The 14799-nt window shown below is 65.7% G+C and carries 13 protein-coding genes; 5 read left to right on the top strand and 8 right to left on the bottom strand.

Features of this window, described 5'->3' with window-relative positions; translation table 11 throughout:
* Positions 1 to 78: 78 nt before the first annotated feature.
* The 3 genes from ftsX to ftsY are packed head-to-tail and all read right to left on the bottom strand — an operon-like array spanning position 79 to position 3193.
* A complete protein-coding gene (gene ftsX / locus ACF8C6_RS13170) occupies positions 79 to 1089 on the bottom strand; it encodes a permease-like cell division protein FtsX (RefSeq protein WP_392499709.1) in 1011 nt (336 codons plus the stop codon).
* Positions 1086 to 1754: a cell division ATP-binding protein FtsE gene (gene ftsE, locus ACF8C6_RS13165; protein ID WP_277689652.1), complete on the bottom strand. Its 669-nt coding sequence runs from the start codon at positions 1752 to 1754 to the stop codon at positions 1086 to 1088. Before ftsE ends, ftsX begins: the two co-directional genes overlap by 4 nt.
* Entirely contained in the window at positions 1751 to 3193 is a 1443-nt protein-coding gene (gene ftsY / locus ACF8C6_RS13160) for a signal recognition particle-docking protein FtsY (RefSeq protein ID WP_392499708.1), read from the bottom strand. Before ftsY ends, ftsE begins: the two co-directional genes overlap by 4 nt.
* Before the next feature lie 128 nt (positions 3194 to 3321).
* On the opposite strand from ftsY, the gene ACF8C6_RS13155 reads away from it, so the two are divergent.
* From ACF8C6_RS13155 to ACF8C6_RS13135, 5 genes are all read left to right on the top strand, one after another.
* A complete protein-coding gene (locus ACF8C6_RS13155; RefSeq protein ID WP_392499707.1) occupies positions 3322 to 4689 on the top strand; it encodes a M16 family metallopeptidase in 1368 nt (455 codons plus the stop codon).
* Positions 4686 to 6164 carry a M16 family metallopeptidase gene (locus tag ACF8C6_RS13150; RefSeq protein ID WP_392499706.1) on the top strand — a complete coding sequence of 493 codons (1479 nt, stop codon included), beginning with the start codon at positions 4686 to 4688 and terminating at the stop codon, positions 6162 to 6164. The genes ACF8C6_RS13155 and ACF8C6_RS13150 overlap by 4 nt, the downstream gene beginning before the upstream one ends.
* Positions 6164 to 6754, top strand: coding sequence for a 16S rRNA (guanine(966)-N(2))-methyltransferase RsmD (gene rsmD, locus ACF8C6_RS13145; RefSeq protein WP_392499705.1), 591 nt, complete (start codon positions 6164 to 6166; stop codon positions 6752 to 6754). Before ACF8C6_RS13150 ends, rsmD begins: the two co-directional genes overlap by 1 nt.
* A 22-nt stretch (positions 6755 to 6776) precedes the next feature.
* Positions 6777 to 6992, top strand: coding sequence for a hypothetical protein (locus tag ACF8C6_RS13140; RefSeq protein WP_392499704.1), 216 nt, complete (start codon positions 6777 to 6779; stop codon positions 6990 to 6992).
* An 82-nt stretch (positions 6993 to 7074) separates the two neighbouring features.
* Positions 7075 to 8058 (top strand): hydrolase, encoded by a 984-nt coding sequence (locus ACF8C6_RS13135; RefSeq protein WP_392499703.1) that lies wholly within the window; start codon positions 7075 to 7077, stop codon positions 8056 to 8058.
* On the opposite strand, the gene ACF8C6_RS13130 is transcribed toward ACF8C6_RS13135, so the two are convergent.
* The 5 genes from ACF8C6_RS13130 to ACF8C6_RS13110 all read right to left on the bottom strand — a co-directional run bounded on the left by ACF8C6_RS13130 (position 8055) and on the right by ACF8C6_RS13110 (position 14658).
* Entirely contained in the window at positions 8055 to 9089 is a 1035-nt protein-coding gene (locus ACF8C6_RS13130) for an HlyD family secretion protein (RefSeq protein WP_392499702.1), read from the bottom strand. The two genes, ACF8C6_RS13135 and ACF8C6_RS13130, sit on opposite strands and share 4 nt — an antisense overlap.
* 7 nt (positions 9090 to 9096) lie before the next feature.
* Positions 9097 to 11157: a TolC family protein gene (locus tag ACF8C6_RS13125; RefSeq protein ID WP_392499701.1), complete on the bottom strand. Its 2061-nt coding sequence runs from the start codon at positions 11155 to 11157 to the stop codon at positions 9097 to 9099.
* A complete protein-coding gene (locus ACF8C6_RS13120) occupies positions 11158 to 12486 on the bottom strand; it encodes a glycosyltransferase (protein ID WP_277689660.1) in 1329 nt (442 codons plus the stop codon).
* 4 nt (positions 12487 to 12490) lie between these two features.
* Positions 12491 to 13885 (bottom strand): diguanylate cyclase domain-containing protein, encoded by a 1395-nt coding sequence (locus ACF8C6_RS13115; RefSeq protein ID WP_392499700.1) that lies wholly within the window; start codon positions 13883 to 13885, stop codon positions 12491 to 12493.
* 107 nt (positions 13886 to 13992) lie between these two features.
* Positions 13993 to 14658 (bottom strand): TetR/AcrR family transcriptional regulator, encoded by a 666-nt coding sequence (locus ACF8C6_RS13110; protein ID WP_392499699.1) that lies wholly within the window; start codon positions 14656 to 14658, stop codon positions 13993 to 13995.
* Between the last annotated feature and the right edge of the window lie 141 nt (positions 14659 to 14799).

Below are 14799 nucleotides of genomic sequence, written 5' to 3'. Positions count from 1 at the left end.
GCACTGCACTTTCAGAGCAGGGAACCCGGGCAAAAGTTCCGTTACAGATGCTCCGCTTACGACAAAAACCATCAACTGTTACCGTGGCGCCAGTTCACTCAGGTGCCGCGCAACGGCCAGCCAGGCGCCAATATAGCCAAGGAACAGCGCGCCCAACAGCAGCGACAGACCATCGGCAGCCGGCACGCCGGCCAGGGCGAAGTCACTGCCATAGAGGCCGGCCAGACGCACCACCGCCGCATTCAGCCAATCCAGGCCGAAGGCCAGCAGGCCCCAGGCCAGCAGGCCGGCGCCGATACCGTAGAGCGCGCCCATATAAAGGAAGGGGCGGCGCACATAGCCGTCGGTGCCGCCCACCAGCTTGATCACCTCGATCTCGCTGCGACGGTTCTCGATATGCAGACGAATGGTATTGCCGATCACCAGCAGCAGGGCCATGACCAGCAGCAGCGTTAGCCCGAAAACGAAGCGGTCGCCCAGGCCGAGGATGGCGGTCAAGCGCTCCACCCACTGCAGGTCGAGCTGCGCCTGGTCGACGCCCGGCAGCTCGCTAAGCGTCTGGCGCAGGGCTTCCAGGCGGGCCTTGTCGATTTCCTTGGGCGTCACCACCACCACGGCGGGCAGCGGGTTGTCCGGCAGCTCGCGCAGCGCCTGGCCCAGGCCGGACTGCTGCTCGAACTCGGCCAGGCCGGCTTCGCGGCCGATGAACTCGGCCTCGGCCACGTCAGCCATGGCGGCGACCTCATCGCGCAGTTGCAGGCCGGCGTCGTCGCCGCCTTCGACCTTGAGATACAGGGAAATCTGCGCCGCCTTCTGCCAGGAGCCACCGAGGCGCTCAACATTGTCCAGCAGCAGGGCCAGGCCCATGGGCAGGGACAGGGCCACGGCCATCACCAGGCAGGTGAAGAAGCTGCCAATGGGCTGGCGCACCAGGCGGCTGAGGCTGTCGACCAGGCTGGCGCGATGACTTTCGACCCAGGCGGCGAACAGTGTGGAGAAATCCGGTCCCTGCTTGATCGGCTTGTCGGCCTTGGCCTGAACCGCACCAACGCGCTCGGCAGCCTTGATATTGCGCTGAGTCTCGCTCATGCCGCCTCCCCGTCGCCGATCAGGCGGCCACGTTGCAGGGTCAGCATGCGATGGCGCATGCGGGCGATCAACGCCAGGTCATGGCTGGCGATCAGCACGGTGGTGCCGAGACGGTTGATGTCCTCGAACACGCCCATGATCTCGGCGGCCAGGCGCGGGTCGAGGTTACCGGTCGGCTCGTCCGCCAGCAGCAGCGCCGGGCGGTGCACCACGGCGCGGGCGATGCCGACGCGCTGCTGCTGACCGGTGGAGAGGTCGGCCGGGAACTGCTCGGCCTTGTCGGACAGCGACACGCGCTCCAGCGCCGCACTGACACGCTTGGCGATATCCGGCTTGGACAGGCCGAGGATCTGTAGCGGCAGGGCGACGTTGTCGAACACCGAGCGATCGAACAGCAGCTGGTGGTTCTGGAACACCACGCCGATCTGCCGGCGCAGGAAAGGGATCTGCGCGGTGGTGATCTGGCTCAGGTCCTGGCCGGCCAGCAGCAGCTTGCCGCTGGTCGGCCGCTCCATCGCCAGCAGCAGACGCAGCAGGGTGGACTTACCCGCGCCGGAGTGGCCGGTCACGAAGAGGAACTCGCCACGCTGCACGCGAAAGCTCAGCTCGTGCAGGCCGACATGGCCGTTGGAATAACGCTTGCCGACTTGCTCGAAACGAATCATGCACGCTCCCTTTCCGCGAACAGGGCCTGGACGAAGTCCTCGGCGACGAAACTGCGCAAATCATCGATGCCCTCGCCCACCCCGATGTAGCGGATCGGCAGGCCGAACTGCTTGGCCAGGGCGAAGATCACCCCACCCTTGGCGGTGCCGTCCAGCTTGGTCAGGGCCAGGCCGGTGAGGGTCACAGCCTGGTGGAACTGCTTGGTCTGGTTGATGGCGTTCTGCCCGGTGCCGGCGTCCAGCACCAGCAGCACTTCGTGCGGCGCCGTCTCGTCCAGCTTGCCGATCACCCGGCGCACTTTCTTCAGCTCTTCCATCAGGTTGTCTTTGGTATGCAGGCGCCCGGCGGTGTCTGCGATCAGCACATCCACGCCACGGGCCTTGGCCGCCTGCACGGCGTCGAAGATCACCGAGGCGGAATCGGCGCCGGTGTGCTGGGCGATCACCGCGATCTGGTTGCGCTCTCCCCATACCTGCAGCTGCTCGACAGCGGCGGCGCGGAAGGTATCGCCGGCGGCGAGCATGACCTTCTTGCCCTCGCCCTGCAGCTTCTTGGCCAGCTTGCCGATGGTGGTAGTCTTGCCGACGCCGTTCACGCCGACCACCAGGATCACGTAGGGCTGTTTCTCGGCGCTGATCTGCAGCGGCTGCTCGACCGGCTTGAGCAGGCCGGCCAACTCTTCCTGTAGCGCCTTGTACAGCGCGCCGCTGTCGGCCAATTCCTTGCGTGCCACGCGCTTGGTCAGGCTACCGATGATGGCAGTGGTGGCTTCGACGCCGACGTCGGCCATCAGCAGACGGGTTTCCAGCTCTTCGAGCAGGTTGTCATCGATGGCCTTCTTGCCGAGGAACAGGCTGGCCATGCCCTCGCCCAGGCTGGCGCTGGTCTTCGACAAACCCTGTTTGAGGCGGGCGAACCAGCCGCCCTGATTGTCACCGGGCTTGCTCTGTTCGACCTGCACCGGCGCAGTTTCGACCGGCGCCGCCGGTGTGATCTCGACAGGCACCGGCTGCTCGAGCACCGGGTGGGTGACTTCGCTGCCGGCATTGATGCGAAAACGCGAGAAGGCCGGCTTGACCTCCACCGCGTCAGCGGCCTGCAGCGGAGCCGGCGCAGGTTCAACTAGCGGCGGAGCCACTGCCTCAGGCGCAGCTTGCACCTCGACGACTGGCAGCGCTGGCGCTATCGGCTGAACAGGGGGGCTCTCGGGCACCGGCGGCACCGGCTCGGCGCTGACGGGTGCCTGGGCGGCGGGCGCGCTCGGCTCGGCAACAGGCGCGTGAGCCTCAGGTGGCGGCGCAACCGGCTCGGGGCTGGCAGGCGCAGCTTGCTCGGGATTGCTCGGGGTATCCTGCGGCTTCTTGCGCAGCCAGCCGAACAGGGATTTCTTCTCGCCGGCGTTCTCCGGCGATGGCTTGTCGTCGTTGGAACCAAACATGAGTCTTGGGCATCTCAGGGGAGCCGCACGGCGAGCCGCGCCGACCCGAAAAAGGATGCGGTATGCTAGCACCTCTTCACCCGCTGGCGGTACGACCGCCCGGGCCGCCCGACAGGTCACGACTCCCTATGACATCACTTGCCCGCCGCTGCGCCGGCCTGCTGCTGATTGCCTTGCACGCGCCACTGGCTGCGCTGGCCGCCGAGCCACAGGCCACTCACGAATTCCAGCTGGACAACGGCCTCAAGGTCATCGTCCGCGAGGATCACCGCGCCCCCGTGGTGGTCTCGCAGCTCTGGTACAAGGTCGGCTCCAGCTACGAGACACCCGGCCAGACCGGCCTGTCCCACGCCCTTGAGCACATGATGTTCAAGGGTAGCCGCAAGCTCGGCCCCGGCGAGGCCTCGCGTATCCTGCGCGAACTCGGCGCCGAGGAAAACGCCTTCACCAGCGACGACTACACCGCCTATTACCAGGTGCTGCCACGCGACCGCCTGGCCGTGGCCCTGGAGCTGGAGGCCGACCGCCTGGCCAGCCTTGCGCTTCCGCCCGACGAATTCGCCCGCGAGATCGAGGTCATCAAGGAAGAACGCCGCCTGCGCACCGACGACAAGCCGACCGCGCTGGCCTACGAGCGCTTCAAGGCCATGGCCTACCCCGCCAGCGGCTACCGCACCCCGACCATCGGCTGGCGGGCCGACCTCGACCGCATGCAAGTCGAGGAACTGCGCGCCTGGTACCAGGCCTGGTATGCACCCAACAACGCCACCCTGGTGGTGGTCGGCGACGTTACCCAGGACGAGGTGCGGGGTCTGGCTGAAAAGTACTTCGGCGCCATTCCGCGCCGCGCCGTGCCGGCCGCCAAGGCACCGCTGGAGCTGGCCGAGCCCGGCGAGCGACGCATGACCCTGCACGTCAAAACCCAGCTACCCAGTCTGCTGATGGGCTTCAACGTACCCGGCCTGGCCAGCGCCACCGATGCCCGCCCGGTGCATGCCCTGCGCCTGGCCTCGGCACTGCTCGACGGTGGCTACAGCGCACGCCTGCCGGCACGCCTGGAGCGCGGCGAGGAGCTGGTCTCCGGCGCTTCCGCCTGGTACGACGCCTTCGTCCGTGGTGACAGCCTGTTCATGCTCTCTGCCACGCCCAATGTGCAAAAGGGTAAGACCCTGGAACAGGTCGAGGCCGGCCTCTGGCGCCAGCTGGATGACCTCAAACAGAACCCGCCCAGCCCCGAGGAACTGGCCCGCGTACGCGCCCAGGTGATCGCCGGGCTGGTCTACGGGCGTGATTCCATCACCAGCCAGGCCACCACCATCGGCGAGCTGGAGACCGTCGGCCTGTCCTGGAAACTGATGGATGAGGATCTCGCCGCCCTGGAGGCCGTGACCCCGGCCGACATCCAGAAGGCCGCGCAGACCTTTTTCACCCGCTCGCGCCTGTCCGTCGCCCACATCCTCCCCGAATCCACCACTGCCGAAGGAAAACAGCCATGAGCGAGCGCAACCGCATGCGCTATGGCCTGCTCGGCCTCGGCGTGATTGGCTTGGTCGGCGGCCTGAGCCTGATCGCCAGTCGCCCGGCCGAGGCGCCGGCCACCGCCAACCCGTCCACGACTCAGCTGGAGTCCCTGGCCAACCTCAACGATCAGCCGCCGAGCAAGCGCACCCTGGAAATCCAGCGCTGGCAGACCGCCGAAGGCGCCAAGGTGCTGTTCGTCGAAGCCCGCCAGCTGCCGATGTTCGACCTGCGCCTGACCTTCGCCGCCGGCAGCAGCCAGGATGAGGGCGCGCCCGGCCTGGCCACCCTGACCAATGCCATGCTCAATGAAGGTGTACCCGGCAAGGACGTCACCGCCATCGCCGAGGGCTTCGAGGGTCTGGGCGCCAACTTCGGCAACGGCGCCTATCGCGACATGGCCATCGCCAGCCTGCGCAGCCTCAGCGCCCAGGCACAACGCGAGCCAGCACTCAGGCTGTTCGAGCAGGTGATCGGCCAACCCACCTTCCCGGAAGATGCCCTGGCACGCATCAAGAACCAGCTGCTGGCCGGCTTCGAGTACCAGAAGCAGAACCCCGGCAAACTGGCCGGACTGCAGCTGTTCGAGCGCCTGTATGGCGAGCACCCCTACGCCCACCCCAGCGAAGGCACCGCACAGTCGATCCCGGCCATCACCACCGAGCAACTGCGTGCCTTCCACCAGCGCGCTTACGCCGCCGGCAATGTGGTGATCGCCCTGGTCGGCGACCTGTCGCGCGCCGAGGCCGAAAGCATCGCCGCCTCCGTCTCCGCCGCCCTGCCCAGAGGCCCGGCGCTGCCGGTGATCGGCCAACCCCAGGAGCCAGAGGCCGGGCTTAGCCATATCGAGTTCCCGTCCAACCAGACCCACCTGATGCTGGCCCAGCTCGGTGTCGACCGCCGCGAGCCGGATTACGCCGCGCTGTCCATCGGCAATCAGATCCTCGGCGGCGGCGGCTTCGGCACCCGCCTGATGGAAGAAGTGCGCGAGAAGCGCGGCCTGACCTACGGCGTCTACTCAGGCTTCAGCGCCATGCAGGCACGCGGCCCGTTCATGATCAACTTGCAGACCCGCGCCGAACTCAGCGAAGGCACGCTCGAACTGGTGCAGGGCATCCTGCGCGACTACCTGGCCACAGGCCCGACCGCGAAGGAGCTGGAAGACGCCAAGCGCGAAATGCTCGGCAGCTTCCCCCTGAGCACCGCCAGCAATGCCGATATTGTTGGCCAGCTTGGCGCCATGGGCTTCTATGACCTGCCACTGACCTACCTCGACGATTTCATGACCGAGGTCCAGGGCTTGAGCGTCGAGCAGGTCAAGGCCGCCATGAACCGACACCTGAGCGCCGACAAACTGGTGATCGTCACCGCCGGCCCCACGGTCGAGCAGAAACCCCTGCCGCCGCCCACCGACAAACCCGCCGCACAACCCAGCGGCGTCCCGGAGCACTGATGCGTAAACCCAGCAAGAAAACCGCCCCTGCGGCCGACAACGGCCAGTTGCGCATCATCGGCGGCGAATGGCGCAGCCGTCAGTTCTACTTCCCCATGGCCCACGGCCTGCGCCCGACGCCTAACCGGGTGCGCGAAACCCTGTTCAACTGGCTGGCGCCCTACGTACCGGGCGCCCAGGTGCTGGACTGCTTCACCGGCAGCGGCGCGCTGTTCCTCGAAGCTCTGTCGCGGGGTGCCAGCCGCGCCCTGGCCCTGGACAGCAACGGCAACGCGCTCGCTGCACTGCGCCAGACCCTGACCACGCTGAAATGCGAGAACGGCCAGCTGCTGCAGACCAACGCCCTGCAGTACCTAGAAAACCAGGCCGCCACGCCCTACGACCTGATCTTCCTCGATCCCCCCTTCGGCCAGGACCTGCTGCGCCCGGCCTGCGAGCTGCTGGAAGAAAAGGGCTGGCTGGCCCAGGACGCCTGGATCTACACCGAGAGCGAGGCCGCGCCCTCGGCCCTGGGCCTGCCCGGCAACTGGCGCCTGCACCGCGAGCAGAAGGCCGGCCAGGTGTACTACTCGCTGTGGCAACGCGGCTGATAGTGCGCGAAAGGCCGGCCCGGTGAAGGACTTCATCTACGGTAACCTGCCCTACCTGCTGGTTGCGCCACTGGCCCTGATCCTGCTGTTCGCCGAGAAGGAGATCGCCTTTGGCGTCTCCCGCAGCGTCATGGAGCCATCGCGCGGCCTAGTACTGGGGCTGACCGAGCAGCGGCTGGTCGCCGCCCTGGTTCTGCTATTCGTTATTCGCAAGATGTGGCTCAACAGACGCCGTTGATGCGCATTCGCCCGGCCAATGGTGCTTCCGCTTTATTGCGCCAGGCTCTAGCCTGACGCTTTGCGCCGTTACAGAAACCGCCATGACCCCCGACTTCCAACCCGCCTGGTGGCTGCCCAGCCCGCACCTGCAGACCTTGTGGGGCTCGCTATGCCGCACGCCGCCCCAGCTACAGCGCCGGCGCGAACGCCTGTGGCTGGAAGATGGCGACTTCCTCGACCTCGACTGGTACGGCCCGCACGAGGCCGGCGCCCCGCTGGTGCTGGTGCTGCACGGGTTGACCGGCTCCTCCAGCTCGCACTACGTGCTCGGCCTGCAGCAGCAGCTGGCGGCACAGGGCTGGGCCAGTGTGGCGCTGAACTGGCGCGGCTGCTCCGGCGAGCCCAACCTGCTGCCGCGCGGCTATCACTCCGGCGTCAGCGAGGATGTGGTCAGCGTGATTCAGCACCTGCAGGCGCAGCGGCCTCTGGCGCCGCTGTATGCGGTAGGTTATTCGCTGGGCGGCAACGTGCTGCTCAAGTACCTGGGCGAAAGCGGCACGAACTCCGGACTGCAGGGCGCGGTGGCGGTGTCGGTGCCGTTTCGTCTGGACCACTGCGCCGAGCGTATCGACCGCGGTTTCTCCAAGGTCTATCAGGCGCACTTCATGCGCGAACTGGTGGCCTACGTGCGCGACAAGCAGCAGCGCTTCACCGACGAGGGCCATCACGAGCGCCTGGCAGCCCTGCAGGCCCTCGGCCCGCTGGACGGCATGCGCACCTTCTGGGACTTCGACGGCCGCTTCACCGCGCCGCTGCACGGCTACACCGATGCCGACGACTACTACCGCCGCGCCTCCAGCCGCTACTACCTGGAGCAGATCCGCACCCGCACGCTGATCATCCAGTCCAGCGACGACCCCTTCGTCTTCCCGCACAGCGTGCCCCAGGCCCACGAACTCTCGGCCAGCACCCGCCTGGAGCTGCACGCGCGCGGCGGCCACGTCGGCTTCATTGGTGGTTCGCCGCGCCTGCCGGACTACTACCTGGAGCGGCGCATCCCCAACTGGCTCAGCACCAGCCGCTAATCAAGCCAGGCACCCACCCAAGGCCATCGGTGAGGGAAGCGCGCCGTCAAACCAAGACGGTCGATACGCCAATGCTCCGGCAGATCACCCTGAATCCGTGCCAGTACCTTCAGACGGCGATTGGGTGCGCTGAACGCCGGCTGTAACTCGGCCGGTATGGCAATGCTGTCTTCCACCCGCCGCACCACCTGCGCGGGCAGAAAGCTGCCGTCGGGCATACGGATGCGCAATGGCTGGCCGGGCACTGCGTAGCCGGCATCACGCGGCTCCAGATAAATCCACAGCTGGACATCATCCAGACGATGCTGTCGGAGCAGCAAGGTGCCCGGCCCGACATTCTCGCCCTCCGCCACCAGCACTTCGCTGACCACGCCTGTCACCGGCGCAACCAGCGTCAGCCCCTGCAGACGTCCTTCCAGCCAGACACGCTCCAGCTGACGTTGCTGTGCGCCAAGATCCGGTACGGAAACCCTGCGCTGCTGACGATCAAACTGCAGCAGATCACGCTGGCGACGATCACGCTCATCACGCGCCGCCTGCACCTCGCCACGGGTCGCGGCTCCGGCAGCCTGCAACGCGGAAAGCTGGCTCAAGCGCTGCTCGGCGCTGCCCAACAGGCGTTGCAACGTGGCACGCTCACGCACCTCCAGCGCATCGTCAGCCGGCAACTCCGCCGGCTCATCCGGCGTGCCCAGCAGCGCCAAACGAGCTCGCCACTCAGGGTTGTCCATTTGTATCAACGCCTGCCCAGCCGCTACGCGCTCCCCGGGTTTGACCAGGATTTGCTGCACCTGGCCCGGCTCACGCGCGCGCAACTCACTGCCGGGCAGCAGCAGCTGGGCTGGCGCCTCAATCAACCAGATGCTGAGCAGCGCTCGGCCAGCCAACCACAGCAAGGGGCTGGTCACCGCGAGCAGGATCAGATACCAGCGCAGCTTGAAAGCCAGCCGCTTGCCTGGCGCATACAGCACTTGCAGGCCCTGGTCCTGGGTGGGTTTTTCTTCCTTGGAACTGCTGAAACGGATCTTCATGAAAGACTCAATGTGGGTAATGGGTCCAATCCTGCCAATCGATGCCGGTCACCCTCAGCGGCTGCAGGCGCACACGCCAGCGCTCCACCTGTTGCTGCAACTGCCCAGGAGCCACACCGGCCCAGGTTTCCTCAGCCGCCAGCTGTGGCTCGACACTCTGGGCCAGACGAAAGCGCAACGCGGGCCAGCGCTGGGCGATCTGCTCGGTCAACTCGGCACTGCGCTGGGCGTTGCGCGTGTAGATCATCAGGCTGACCTGCTGCACGCCACGCTGCGGCAAGGCACAAGGCACGCAGGTCTGCCCGGGCTGCGGTTCGGCGAACCAACGGTGGTGGCTGGACAGCTCCAGCGGCCAGGGATTGAGGCTGGCCACTGCCGTCAGGGTGTCGAGCCAATCGCGCAGGCGGCTATCCGGCACCGGCCAACCCAACTGCTCAACCTCCAGATCCAGGTGCAGGGCGTCGAACGGCAAGCCCTGCAACTCACCAAGCAGATCGAGCAGGCCTTGCCGCCCAGTCGGCTGTATCCAGGCCGGATCGCCCAATAGCAAACCGACCTGCAGACCCTGGGCATGGGCTTCCTCAAGGGTCGTCTGCAGGCGCTGACGCAGAACAGGCATCTCTTTCACTTGGGCGGCAGACAGGCCGATATAGAGGCGCTGCATACCGGCGCGGCGCAGTTCACGCAGCTCCGCGCGCCGGCTGGACGCGCGCAGCAGGCGACGGCTGTCCCACACATAAACGCCCTGACGCCATTCGCCCTCGCTGGCCATGGCTGTGTCCCAGCGCTCGCGGTACTCACCCAGCAACCCGGCCAGAGCGGCATCATCCTCGGCAAACAGGCGCAGTGCCGCCTCGCGCAACCAGGCGGCGTGCCAGGCGGCAATCAATCTCAGCCCAGCGCCATACTGCCCCAGCGCAGCAGCCAGCTCATTCTGCACGCCCCGTTCAAGCTCGGCATCACGCCGCAGACGTTGCTCGCGGTATGCCTGTTTCGCCGCTGCCAGCTCCTCACGGGCACCAGCCAGCTCGTCCATCGCCGTACGCTGGGCACGCAGGGCCTGGCTCAGCCCCAGCACCAGCTGTTCACGCTCAGCCTCCAGCCGCGCCAACGCAGCCCGATGACGAGCCTCGGCCTCACGATCACCGGCCGCGCCGTATCCCAGCAGATCGAGAGGTGCGGACAGCGTGATACTGGCAACCAGGCCGTCGCCATGCTTGGCCGCCCCGCTACGATCTTCGTAGCTCTGCGCCAGAGTGAAACTGGAATCCAGCCCGGCATACCAGGGGGAGTGGCGATCACGCTCGGCCTGACGCAGCTCGCCGCGCCGTTCACGAAGGCGTGGATGACGCTCCAATGCCTGCTGCCAGGCCACAAGAGGCCGGACATCGGCGGCCAATGGCTCGGCCTCGGCCTGTTGCCGGGCGCCGATGGACTGGCCGGCGATACCGGCCACGGCAGCACGCGTCTCTTCGACCAGCTCGGTCACTCGCCGACAACGACGCTCCAGCGTTTGCCACTGTCCTTGCTGCAGGCGCGCTTCGGAGGCCAGCAACCACCCCTCGCTGCGACGCTTTTCAAGGCGCAGCCGGGCATCATGCGCGGCGGGCAACAGCTCAGCGCACCAGCGCTGCTCCTGCTCTGCACGCCACCAATCGGCATAGGCGCTGCGCAGGGCCAGACGCTGCTCAGCCCTGCGCAGGAGGTGGCGGGCTTGCTGGCGCTGCTGCTCAAGTTCGACGGCCTCGACCGCCTGTACCTGCCGGCGCAGGCTGCCCAACAACGGGTGGCGCAGCCCCAGTGCCAGGTCACGCCCATAGTAGTCATCACGTACGCTGTCGGTGACCAACTCGCGATAGCGGCCTGTACCCGCCGTGGTGTACCACTGCCAACCGGCCTCGGCCTCACGCTGCTCGCGCTGGGCCAGCAGAGCATCCTGCTCGGCCCGACCAGCCCGGCCCACCGCACCATCATCCAACCCGGCCAGCAACGCCTGAAGCGGTAGCGGCTCAGCCTGCACCAGGCCTGCGGCCAGCATCAGGCCGACCAGGGATAGGGAGCGCAACATCTAGAACCTCTTCGCCTTCTTGAGAACCCACCAAGGGGCCATGCTGGTTTCCTCGTGGCCGCGCCGCAGCGCCTCGTTGAGCATTGCCACCGCACTCCAGCAACGCATCACCAGCATGAACAGCGGGAACAGGAACACCACAGGCAGCAACCTGACATCCTGGCGTGGGCGCTCGGACACCATGGCCAGCATGGCCAGATACATCAGCAAGGTCACGCCCAGGTAGATCAGGTAGATGACCCCGCTCAAAGCCAGGTAGTGGGTCAGTGGCAGAACGAACAGGCCCGCCACCAGATAACCGAAAATGATGAAGGGCAGTACCAACTGGAAGAAGAAGCCGCTGACCAGGGTCATCAGAAAATTGGGCCAGCCAAGCAGGCGTGGATTGAAGCTGTGCCGGTGCTTGCGGATGTACAGAAAGTACAGGTCGCCATCCCAGCGCAGGCGCTGCATGAGGAACTGCTTGAAAGTAGTCGGCGCGTCGGTGTGGCCAATGGCGCGCGGCTCGAAAGGGATGCGCAGCGGCTGGCGCCCGAAGTAGTTCTTGATCCGCAAGGTAATGTCGAGATCCTCGGCGGTATGGGTATCCCAGCCACCGATCTTGTCGAGAAAGCTGCGCCGGAAAGCACCGAAGGCCCCGGAAACGTTGTTCACCAGGTTCCACTCGCTGAGGCCGATCTTCGCCATGTGGATCGACAGCAGGTACTCCAGCGCCTGCATGGCAGTGGTCAGTGAGGACGTCCAGTTACGTACGCGCAGGCTGCCGGCCACGGCCGGCACTCGCGGGTCGGCGAAATGGCGAACGATGTGGGTGACCATGTCGTTGTCGAACGAGGTATCGCCGTCCAGCGCCATGATGATCTCCCCGGTGCAGTGGGCCAGGCCGGAGTTCAATGATGAGACGCGACCGCCGCGTTGCCACTTGGCAATCGGCCGCAGCAGACGGCGCGGGTAAAGCACGCGGTCAACCTGAAAATCACGTACCGCCTGCATGGTCGGCTGGTTCACGGCGGCGCCATCGACCACCGGAATCATCTCGATGTCGCCCTCGTAGGTCTGCTCGCACAGGCTGCGCAGGGTGCTCTGCACATCCAGCCCTTCGCTGTAGCAGGTGATGATGCAGGACACCCGAGGTCGATAGGTATTGTCCTGCGGCAGTTCAAAGGGCTTGCGCACAAACCAGCGCAGTACCCCCAGCAGCACCAGCATGTTGAGGGGGACCTCCAGCAGCAGGAAGGCGGGCATCAGGCTGACCAACATGCGCACCAGGCCGTCGCCCTTGTCGAGCTCGGCGGCCAGTAGCATCCATTGCTGAAGGATGGCTTCCATGGCCTCAGATCAGCATGCCGCCCAGGCGGGCCAGAAGCAGGGCGGCGTCTTCCTGATCCAGCAAGTCGTCCGGCGCAGAGAAACCGACCTGCTGCACCTCGATACGTGCTTCGGTTTCGCTCGAGACACGCTCGGCCCCTTTGGCCAAGCGACTCTTGACCACCGCCAAACCGGCTGCATCGGTATGCGGCATCAGCAGCCACAGCGTCTCCTCGCTCAAGCGACAGCAGCGATCCGTCTCCCGTACCGCTTCATGCAGTCGCTCGACCAGGCCATCGATCAAGGCATGGCCGCGCATCTCGCCAAGACGCTCAAGGGTCTCCAGCAGATTGACGAAGCGCAACCCCAGCAGGGAGAACGGCGGCTTCTTGTGCCGGCGAACCAGTTGCAGCTGCCACTCCAGCAACTCGTGGAAGCTACGCCGCGAAAGCAGATCGAGGCTGCCAAACTGCTCCCGGCTCTCCGCGCCGCCGTCGAACCCCTGCCGACACCTCAGGCGCCCGGCTTCGGCCAGGCGGAAATGGCGCACTTCGCGCACGCGCAGCTTGTCCGGCTCATGGTGCTCACCGCAATCCAGGCAACGTGCCTCTACCGCGGCATCGACGAAGAATGCCTGGCAGCTGCGGCAACGATAGTTCTCCAAGGGCCGATCGTAGTCACTGCCGATATGGCGCAGACGGCTCAGGCAGTTGGGGCACAGCAACAGGCCATCTTTGAGGAAGTGCTCCTGGGCCCCGACATGGCCACAGGTAAAGCAGTGCAACGAGGGTTGCCGGGAAATATCCAAAGCCTGGCACTCGGGGCACACGTCGACATAGTTCAAACGCCCCGAGCCACATGCGGTACACAGCCGCAAACGATCAATCAGCGCCCCCTCTTCCAGCCAGCCCTGCTGCAGCATCAACTGCAGCCAGGAAAAGTCATTGATCGCCTCGCCATCGGCCAGCGCCTCCAGCAGCGGGTAGCGATAGTGTTGGGCGATGCCGGCATCCCGAACCGCATGAACGTCACCGCGCGAGCGCAGCCACAGCCAGGCCAGAACGCGCGCTTCAAAGCGCTCGGGCGCGGCGCCCCTATTGAACAGGTGAAAGCGCTCGCGCCAGAGGCGCCATAGTGGCGTGATTGCCCCCAGGTCCGCCGGTGGCGGCCCGTCCCCGAGCGCCTCACACCAGGCATCCTGGTCCTGGCAGCAGTAGATGGGCACAAAACGATATGCCCTTTCCATGCGCAAGCTGCGCAACTGCTGACCTGCCATGACACCAGGCAGATCGATCAACAGGATGTCGTATGAAGAAGCCGCCAGAAGACTGGGCAGATCGATATAGCGCTCTGCGTCCAGGCCGGGGAACTGAGAAAAAGCAGTGCCCAGCACGGCCACTCGGGGCGAAGAAGTCTGCATGGTTACAACTCAAACGTGGCGAGGCAGACGGTGCCTCCATGCCGGTATAAAACTAGCATACCCCGATTGCCCACCAGGACGCCTGAGTCAATAGACCGCCATTTTCATCAACCGCGCAGCATGGTTTCTATCGGCACATGCAAACGCTGCAACAGGCCCTCTACTTCAACCCGCGCCGACTCCCCGACATAGCCACTCTCCAGCGCCAGCACCTGGAAAATGCCACGCCGCATCATCTCCTCTGTGAGATCCGTGGAATCACTGCGCATGGTGCAGAGAAAACGTACCCAGGAGGTCAGGATGATCCAGCTGTTGAGCGTCAGCGCTTCGATCTGCTGATCGTTCATGATCAGGATGCCGACCTCGGCAAATCCTTGATAGATACCTCTCGCCCCCTGCAGGCAACGGCGGGCGAAGGCGCGGTAGCGCTCGGCCAGCTCGGCATCGGTTTCCAGCAGATGTTCCAGGTCGCGATGCAGGAAGCGGTAATGCCACATGGCCGCCAGCAGTGCCTGCAAATAGAAGGTCTTGTCCTCCACCGTCAGCGCGCGCCCCTCGGGACGCCGCAGGAAGGCGTCGACGCGGCTTTCATACTGGGCGAACAACTCGGCGATGATCGCCTGCTTGTTGCGGAAGTGGTAGTACAGGTTGCCCGGCGACATGCCCAGGTGGGCGGCGATATGGTTGGTGGTGACAGTGCGCTCACCCTGGGCATTGAACAGCTCCAGGCTGGCGTCGACGATGCGGTCACGGGTCTTGTTCTTCGGGGCCATGGTTCGGCTCGGTTAAGCGTTTCGGCAAAAGTACAGGGCTGAGGCGCGGCTGACGACCGGCACAACAGCGAATTGACAGTTTAGAGTATTTACTCTAAAAATCATGCTACCTATTCGCTGACGCGCCCCGAGAGGATGCCG

This window comes from Pseudomonas sp. zbq_18 (assembly GCF_043102245.1).
GTDB lineage: Bacteria > Pseudomonadota > Gammaproteobacteria > Pseudomonadales > Pseudomonadaceae > Aquipseudomonas.
Note: the sequence above shows the minus strand (reverse complement) of the source record. Positions and strands in the feature narration are given on the sequence as shown.

Bases quoted from the DNA above. Each gene is read 5' to 3' on its own strand.
- ftsX (WP_392499709.1), bottom strand. From the start codon at position 1,089: ATGAGCGAGACTCAGCGCAATATCAAGGCTGCCGAGCGCGTTGGTGCG.
- ftsE (WP_277689652.1), bottom strand. From the start codon at position 1,754: ATGATTCGTTTCGAGCAAGTCGGCAAGCGTTATTCCAACGGCCATGTC.
- ftsY (WP_392499708.1), bottom strand. From the start codon at position 3,193: ATGTTTGGTTCCAACGACGACAAGCCATCGCCGGAGAACGCCGGCGAG.
- ACF8C6_RS13155 (WP_392499707.1), top strand. From the start codon at position 3,322: ATGACATCACTTGCCCGCCGCTGCGCCGGCCTGCTGCTGATTGCCTTG.
- ACF8C6_RS13150 (WP_392499706.1), top strand. From the start codon at position 4,686: ATGAGCGAGCGCAACCGCATGCGCTATGGCCTGCTCGGCCTCGGCGTG.
- rsmD (WP_392499705.1), top strand. From the start codon at position 6,164: ATGCGTAAACCCAGCAAGAAAACCGCCCCTGCGGCCGACAACGGCCAG.
- ACF8C6_RS13135 (WP_392499703.1), top strand. From the start codon at position 7,075: ATGACCCCCGACTTCCAACCCGCCTGGTGGCTGCCCAGCCCGCACCTG.
- ACF8C6_RS13130 (WP_392499702.1), bottom strand. From the start codon at position 9,089: ATGAAGATCCGTTTCAGCAGTTCCAAGGAAGAAAAACCCACCCAGGAC.
- ACF8C6_RS13125 (WP_392499701.1), bottom strand. From the start codon at position 11,157: ATGTTGCGCTCCCTATCCCTGGTCGGCCTGATGCTGGCCGCAGGCCTG.
- ACF8C6_RS13120 (WP_277689660.1), bottom strand. From the start codon at position 12,486: ATGGAAGCCATCCTTCAGCAATGGATGCTACTGGCCGCCGAGCTCGAC.
- ACF8C6_RS13115 (WP_392499700.1), bottom strand. From the start codon at position 13,885: ATGCAGACTTCTTCGCCCCGAGTGGCCGTGCTGGGCACTGCTTTTTCT.
- ACF8C6_RS13110 (WP_392499699.1), bottom strand. From the start codon at position 14,658: ATGGCCCCGAAGAACAAGACCCGTGACCGCATCGTCGACGCCAGCCTG.